Origin of the sequence: Nocardia sp. NPDC005978, from assembly GCF_040614455.1 — a bacterium.
GTDB lineage: Bacteria > Actinomycetota > Actinomycetes > Mycobacteriales > Mycobacteriaceae > Nocardia.
Genome location: NZ_JBEXUS010000066.1, coordinates 38,537 through 44,536 on the forward strand (window position 1 = coordinate 38,537; position 6,000 = coordinate 44,536).

Consider the following 6,000-nt stretch of genomic DNA (forward strand, 5'->3'; position numbering starts at 1 on the left):
CACGCCTGAGGCAATGAGCACACCGGTCAGCGGAATACGGCCCGGGAACGCGAACGGCGTACCGGGGCAAGCCGGTACGCCGTGGCGGTGGTGCTACCCGCGGACGCGGGGTTGGGCCGGGGACCGGTCAGGGCATCGGCGGGGCCGCGTGCTCGTCGCCGACGAAGTCGACCGAGGAGTACTCGCGCAGCTTGGTGAGGCGGTGGTAGGCGTCGACCATCCGGACGGTGCCGGACTTGGCGCGCATCACGATCGACTGGGTGGACGCGCCGCCGCCGAAGTAGCGCACGCCGCGCAGCAGGTCGCCGTCGGTCACGCCGGTCGCGCAGAAGAAGACGTCGTCGCCGGAGACCAGGTCCTCGGTGGACAGGATGCGGTCCAGGTCGTGGCCCGCGTCGATCGCCTTCTGGCGCTCCTCGTCGTCCTTCGGGGCGAGCTTGCCCTGCAGCGCGCCGCCCATGCAGCGCATGGCCGCCGCGGCGATGATGCCCTCGGGGGTGCCGCCGACGCCGATGAGCATGTCGACGCCGGAGTCCGGGCGCGCGGTCGCGATCGCGCCGGCCACGTCACCGTCGGAGATGAGGCGGATGCGCGCGCCCGCGTCGCGGACCTCCTGGATGTGCTTGGCGTGGCGCGGGCGGTCGAGCACGCACACGGTCAGGTCGGAGATGAAGGAGCGCTTGGCCTTCGCGACCCGGCGCAGGTTCTCCGCGATCGAGGCGGACAGGTCGATGACGTCCGCGCCCTCGGGACCGACGGCGATCTTGTCCATGTAGAACACGGCCGACGGGTCGAACATGGCGCCGCGCTCGGCGACCGCGAGCACGGAGATCGCGCCCGGCAGGCCCTTGGACATCAGGGTGGTGCCGTCGATGGGATCGACCGCGAAGTCCAGGTCCGCGCCCTCGCCGTTGCCGACGTTCTCGCCGTTGTAGAGCATGGGCGCTTCGTCCTTCTCGCCCTCGCCGATCACCACGATGCCCTTCATGGACACCGTCGACACCAGCTGCCGCATGGCGTCGACCGCGGCGCCGTCGCCGCCCTCCTTGTCACCGCGGCCGACCCAGCGACCCGCGGCCAGCGCTCCGGCTTCGGTGACCCGGACCAGCTCGAGTGCGAGGTTGCGGTCCGGGGCCTCGCGGCGGCTCGGTGCGGGTGTGGGTGCCGTCATTACGGTGCCTCCTAGGTTCGCCTAACTACTGGGTGAATTGTCTCATTGCGCTTCGTGGCTCTAAACAAGTACTGACGTTTCACTTCCGCGCCGGTCACGAACGCATACGGAACTCTCGCACGCCGGGTGGACTGTGAGGCGGGTCGCATCGCCCCGGCGTGGATACTGGGCCTGTGCCGAACACGAAGCCACGGATCCTCAACGACTGGAAAGACCTCATCTGGTCGCTGCTGCCCCTGGTGCTGATCTGTCTGGTCATCGCGGGCATCGCCAGTCAGTGCACCTTCACCACGGGCGGGCCGACCCAGGGCCAGATCCCGAAGTTCGACGCACACGCCTCGCTGACCGAGGACGCGCGCAAACTGGGCTTCCCGATTCGCGAGCCCGCGCTGCCCGCGGACTGGACGCCCAACTCAGGCGGCCACGACCCCATCGCGGGTGCGGCGACCAGCACGGTCGGCTACATCACCCCGCAGGGCAGCTACATGCGCCTGACCCAGTCCGTCGCGACCGAGGAAGCGCTCGCCAAAGACGTGGTCGGCACCCGCTATGCGACGGGCACCGAGCAGATCGGCGACCGCAAGTGGGTCGTCTACGCCGAGCCCGGCACCGAGCCCGCGTGGATCACGGACCTGGGCGCCGTGCGAATTCTCGTCAAGGGCGCGGGCAATCGCGGCGCGTTCATCACCCTCGCGACCGCGGTCGGCGCGGCGCAGCCCCTGCCCGCACGCTGAGCCGAACCGACCCCCGCGGCTCGACCGAGCGACACGGCCTGCCCGACCCTGCGGCCCGACTGGGGCCGCACGACCCGACCCAGCCGCACGGTCCGATCGATCCGTGGGCCGACCGATCCACTCTGCAGCCCGATAGGGGCCGTTACTCAGCCCTGATCGATGCGGTGTGTCGGCACGTCCCCGTGAACCCGAGGACCGAGTGAGCCCGCAGCCGACTGTGGCTGCGGCCTGATCGAGCCGCACGACCTGACTCAGCCGCACGGTCCGGTCGATCCGCGTTCCCACCGATCCGCGTGGCAGCCCAACAGGGCCGTCGCTCAGCCCTGATCGGTGCGGTGGGCCAGCGCGTCCTCGACGCGTTTGCGCGCGCCCGCCAAGTGCTCCTCGCAGCGGTTGGCCAGCGCCTCGCCGCGCTCCCACAGGTTCAGGGACTCGTCGAGATCCATGCCGCCCTGTTCGAGCATCTTCACCACGTTGACCAGTTCGTCGCGGGCGCGCTCGTAGCCGAAGCCTGCGATCTCGGTGAGGTCGGTGTCGTTCATGAGGCGGTGGAATCCTTTCGGGGGCCGAGTGGTTGGGCGGCGAGCGTGGCGGCGGTGAGCGCGCCGTCGGCCACTCGAATCCGGAGTTGGCTGCCGGGCGGGGCGTCCTCGATGGAGCGGACCACTTCGCGATCCTTGCCCGTCACCTTCTGCACCACCGCGTAGCCGCGGGCCAGGGTGGCGGCCGGGCCGAGCGCGGAGAGCTTCTCACGCAGATGCCGCGTCGTGGTGGATTCGGCGGTGAGGGCGTGGTTGACGGCGCGGCGGGCGGCAGTGCGCAGCCGTTCGGCCTCGTCGTAGCGCTGGTCGAGCAGGCGCAGCGGCTCGGCGAGTACGGGGCGCGAACGCAATTGGGCGATGCCGCGCGCCTCGCGATCCACCCAGCCGCGCAGCGCGGCGTTGGCGCGGGCCTGCAGTTCGCGCAGCAGCGCGGCTTCGGCGGCGGCGTCGGGGACGATCCGCTTGGCGGCGTCGGTCGGCGTGGCCGCGCGTAGATCGGCGACGTAGTCGCTGAGTGGATTGTCGGGTTCGTGGCCGATGGCGCTGACGATCGGGGTGGTGGCGGAAACGATTGCGCGGCACAGCGTCTCGTCGGAGAAGGCGAGCAGATCCTCCACGCTGCCGCCGCCGCGCGCCAGCACGATCACGTCGACCTCCGGATCCGCGTCCAGCGCGGCCAGGGCCTCGAGGATCTGCGGCACCGCGGTCGGGCCCTGCACGGCGGCGTTGCGAATCTCGAAGCGCACGGCGGGCCAGCGCTGGGTCGCGACCGACACCACGTCCTTCTCCGCGGCGCTGGCGCGACCGGTGATCAGGCCGATGCGATTGGGCAGGAAGGGAATCGGGCGCTTGAGCCGCGGATCGAACAGGCCCTCGGCGGCCAGCAGCGCCTTGAGCCGCTCGATGCGCGCGAGCAGCTCACCGATGCCGACCGGGCGAATCTCGGTGACCCGCAGGGAGACCGTGCCGCGGCCGGTGAAGAACGAGAGCTTGCCGTAGACCACGACCCGGCTGCCCTCCTGCAGCGGCACCGGGGAATTGCGCAGCAGATCCGGGTCGCAGGTGACCGAGAGCGACATGTCGGCGGCGGTGTCGCGCAGCACCAGGAAGGCGGTGCGGGTGCCGGGCCGCAGATTGATCTGGGTGATCTGGCCCTCGACCCAGACCGCGCCCAGCCTGTCGATCCACTGCGCCACCTTGACGGCGATGGTGCGCACCGGCATCGGATTCTCGGCGGTGCTGCTGGGCTGCCGCGCGGGCTGGTCGGTGGTCACCGTAGTGATTCTGACAGCTGGCACCGACGCCGTGTGGCCGCACCCGCAAGAGGGCCGGGACCGGCGGCACGAAAAGGAAATGCGCCGACCGTCCGGGGTACCCACCCGGCCAGTCGGCGCCGCGGAAGCTCGGACTACTTGGCCTGCACCGTGGCGATCCGATTGGTCAGCATGGTGACGAACGGAGCGCGGGCCCGGGTCTGCTGCTCGTAGGCGAGCAGCGCGGTCAGGTCCTCGACGGTGAGCTGACGCAGCCGGGCGCGCAGCTGCGCCAGGGAGATGTTCGCGTAGTCGTACCGGGTGGCCACCTCGGGCTCGGCGACCACGGCGGGGGCTTCGGGCTCGGCGGCGGTTTCGGGTTCGGCGGCGGCTTCGGGCTCGGCCGGCGCCTCGGGCGCGATCACCTCGGGCTCGGCCACCGCGACGCTGCCATTGCGGCCATTGCTGGCGGCCGTGGAAACCGTTGCGGGGGCGGGCGATTCGACGGGCTTCGGCTGCTCGGCGACCGCCGCGGCGACCGATTCCGCTTCGGCCACAAACGGTTCCGCGCCGGTGTCGGGTGCGGAATCCGCGGGGCTGAACAGATCGAAGCTGCTCTTGCGGGCGGTGCCGGCGACGGCGCTCGGCGCTTGCCCGAACGGCTCGTCCTCGTCGAAGGTGGCCCATGCGGGCTGTTCCTCCGGCTGGATCAAGCGATCGAAGACGGCGTCGCCCTTGAGCGCGAGACTGGTCACGAACTGCTGGAAATGCATGGTGGTCTGCAGCAGCTGACTGATCGCGGTGATCGGGAAATTGATCGCGTTGGCAGGTAGCCGGCGAGTTTCCTCGAGGGCATAGACAGCGGCCCCGGCGGCGACCCGGGCCAAGAACGGAGGTCGGAACATGCCCCTAGCCTGCCCGAAACGTCCTGTGATGCAAAGGTGAGAAGTCACAGAAAGTGATTCTGTCGTCAATTTTTCGCTGTTATTCACCTGAGGTCGCCCAGCTGCGGCGCGCCCGCGTGTCGCGCGGTGGTGAATCCCGAGCGGGAGCACGGCCGATGCCGAGGGCCAGTATCCTTTGGGGCATGTCCTCGGCTATCCCTTTGAACGTCGGAATCGTGCGGTCCGCGACGGCTGCGCCCGATGCGCCGAAACGCGTACTGCTCGCCGAACCGCGCGGGTACTGCGCCGGTGTGGACCGGGCGGTGGTCACGGTGGAGAAGGCGCTCGAAAAGCACGGCGCCCCGCTCTACGTGCGCAAGGAGATCGTGCACAACCGCCACGTGGTGGAAACCCTGCGGGAGCGCGGTGTGATCTTCGTCGACGAGACCGACGAGGTGCCCACCGGCGCGGTCGTGGTCTTCTCCGCGCACGGTGTCTCCCCGGCCGTGCACGAATCCGCCGCCGAACGCGATCTGCACACCATCGATGCCACCTGCCCGCTGGTGACCAAGGTCCATCAGGAGGCCAAGCGCTTCGCGCGCGAGGATTTCGACATCCTGCTCATCGGGCACGAGGGCCACGAGGAGGTCGAGGGCACCGCGGGTGAGGCCCCCGATCACGTGCAGCTCGTCGACGGCCCGGAGTCGGTGGACCGGGTCACCGTGCGCGACGAGAACAAGGTGATCTGGCTCTCGCAGACCACGCTGTCGGTGGACGAGACCATGGAGACCGTGCACCGGCTGCGCGCTCGCTTCCCCAATCTGCAGGATCCGCCCAGCGACGACATCTGCTACGCCACCTCGAACCGGCAGACCGCGGTCAAGGCCATGGCCCCCGCGTGCGATCTGGTGATCGTGGTCGGTTCGCGGAACTCCTCGAACTCGGTCCGCTTGGTCGAGGTCGCGCTGAACGCGGGCGCGAAGGCCTCGTACCTGGTCGACTACGCCCGCGAGGTCGACACGGCATGGTTCGAGGGCGTGCGGACGGTCGGCGTCACCTCCGGCGCGTCGGTGCCCGAGATCCTGGTCGAGGGCGTGCTGGAACTGCTGGCCGCCAACGGTTACGGCGAGGTGCAGTCGGTGACCACCGCCAACGAGACGCTGGTGTTCTCGCTGCCGCGCGAGCTGCGCCCCGCGCGCGGCTAGCTCGTACCCGCCTTCGACAAACAACGAATCCCCGTATCCGCCGCGCGTATTCGCGGCGGGTGCGGGGATCGTCGTTGTGCGGGGGTGCGGCGCGGCCGCGTTCAGCGCTCGATGCGGCCGGAATCGCGTTCGCGGTAGCGCACATTCGGGCGCGGGTGCGGGGGCACCTCGCCGCCGGGCTGGGCGCGGCGGCGGGGCTGGGCGCCGGTGC

The 6,000-nt window shown here is 70.3% G+C and carries 6 protein-coding genes; 2 read left to right on the forward strand and 4 right to left on the reverse strand.

Annotated elements, in window-relative coordinates; translation table 11 throughout:
- Positions 1 to 127: 127 nt before the first annotated feature.
- Positions 128 to 1,171, reverse strand: a complete 1,044-nt coding sequence (glpX, locus tag ABZ319_RS26255; protein WP_354989148.1) for a class II fructose-bisphosphatase — start codon at positions 1,169 to 1,171, stop codon at positions 128 to 130.
- A 173-nt stretch (positions 1,172 to 1,344) separates the two neighbouring features.
- Between glpX and ABZ319_RS26260 the strand changes: the two genes are divergently transcribed.
- Entirely contained in the window at positions 1,345 to 1,905 is a 561-nt protein-coding gene (locus ABZ319_RS26260) for a DUF4245 domain-containing protein (RefSeq protein ID WP_354989149.1), read from the forward strand.
- Positions 1,906 to 2,222: 317 nt separating this feature from the next.
- Here ABZ319_RS26260 and ABZ319_RS26265 read toward each other — a convergent pair whose 3' ends face one another.
- From ABZ319_RS26265 to ABZ319_RS26275, 3 genes are all read right to left on the reverse strand, one after another.
- Entirely contained in the window at positions 2,223 to 2,447 is a 225-nt protein-coding gene (locus ABZ319_RS26265) for an exodeoxyribonuclease VII small subunit (protein ID WP_354989150.1), read from the reverse strand.
- Positions 2,444 to 3,670: an exodeoxyribonuclease VII large subunit gene (gene xseA, locus ABZ319_RS26270; protein ID WP_354989155.1), complete on the reverse strand. Its 1,227-nt coding sequence runs from the start codon at positions 3,668 to 3,670 to the stop codon at positions 2,444 to 2,446. Before xseA ends, ABZ319_RS26265 begins: the two co-directional genes overlap by 4 nt.
- Positions 3,671 to 3,855: 185 nt before the next feature.
- Positions 3,856 to 4,605, reverse strand: a complete 750-nt coding sequence (locus ABZ319_RS26275) for a lipid droplet-associated protein (RefSeq protein WP_354989151.1) — start codon at positions 4,603 to 4,605, stop codon at positions 3,856 to 3,858.
- 182 nt (positions 4,606 to 4,787) lie between these two features.
- On the opposite strand from ABZ319_RS26275, the gene ABZ319_RS26280 reads away from it, so the two are divergent.
- Complete coding sequence (locus ABZ319_RS26280) at positions 4,788 to 5,789, forward strand: 4-hydroxy-3-methylbut-2-enyl diphosphate reductase (RefSeq protein WP_354989152.1); 1,002 nt, start codon at positions 4,788 to 4,790, stop codon at positions 5,787 to 5,789.
- The last annotated feature ends 211 nt before the right edge of the window (positions 5,790 to 6,000 follow it).

Bases quoted from the DNA above. Each gene is read 5' to 3' on its own strand.
- glpX (WP_354989148.1), bottom strand. From the start codon at position 1,171: ATGACGGCACCCACACCCGCACCGAGCCGCCGCGAGGCCCCGGACCGC.
- ABZ319_RS26265 (WP_354989150.1), bottom strand. From the start codon at position 2,447: ATGAACGACACCGACCTCACCGAGATCGCAGGCTTCGGCTACGAGCGC.
- xseA (WP_354989155.1), bottom strand. From the start codon at position 3,670: ATGCCGGTGCGCACCATCGCCGTCAAGGTGGCGCAGTGGATCGACAGG.
- ABZ319_RS26275 (WP_354989151.1), bottom strand. From the start codon at position 4,605: ATGTTCCGACCTCCGTTCTTGGCCCGGGTCGCCGCCGGGGCCGCTGTC.
- ABZ319_RS26280 (WP_354989152.1), top strand. From the start codon at position 4,788: ATGTCCTCGGCTATCCCTTTGAACGTCGGAATCGTGCGGTCCGCGACG.